The organism is Pseudomonas sp. SIMBA_067, from assembly GCF_046534675.1.
GTDB classification, from domain to species: domain Bacteria; phylum Pseudomonadota; class Gammaproteobacteria; order Pseudomonadales; family Pseudomonadaceae; genus Aquipseudomonas; species Aquipseudomonas putida.
Map to the genome: position 1 here is coordinate 1 of NZ_JAWRYH010001067.1, position 247 is coordinate 247.

The 247-nt window shown below is 58.7% G+C and carries 2 pseudogenes; both read left to right on the forward strand.

Going from position 1 to position 247, the window contains the following annotated elements:
- Nucleotides 1-101, forward strand: a pseudogene (locus tag SB765_RS32515) (glutamine synthetase); the annotation flags it as partial.
- A 25-nt stretch (nucleotides 102-126) separates the two neighbouring features.
- A pseudogene (locus SB765_RS32520) lies at nucleotides 127-247 on the forward strand (GTP cyclohydrolase I FolE2); the annotation flags it as partial.

Here is a 247-nt window from a genome sequence, read left to right on the forward strand (position 1 = left end):
GCCACAGCCGCCGTGTTGGCTGGACCACTTTGAACCGCGTATCCAGCTCCAGCGGGCAGCGCTTCAACCTGCATTGCAGCTTGATTGGCGGTTGCCGTTGATGCCTCTTTTTATCTGGAAAGCCAAATGACCCAGCTCAAGCTCCCCGATATCGCCGCACAAACCCAGAAGCACACCTTGCCGTTGAGCTGGGTTGGCATGTGCGGAATTGCCCTGCCTGTGCAGTTCGAAGGGCGTACCGCAGCTG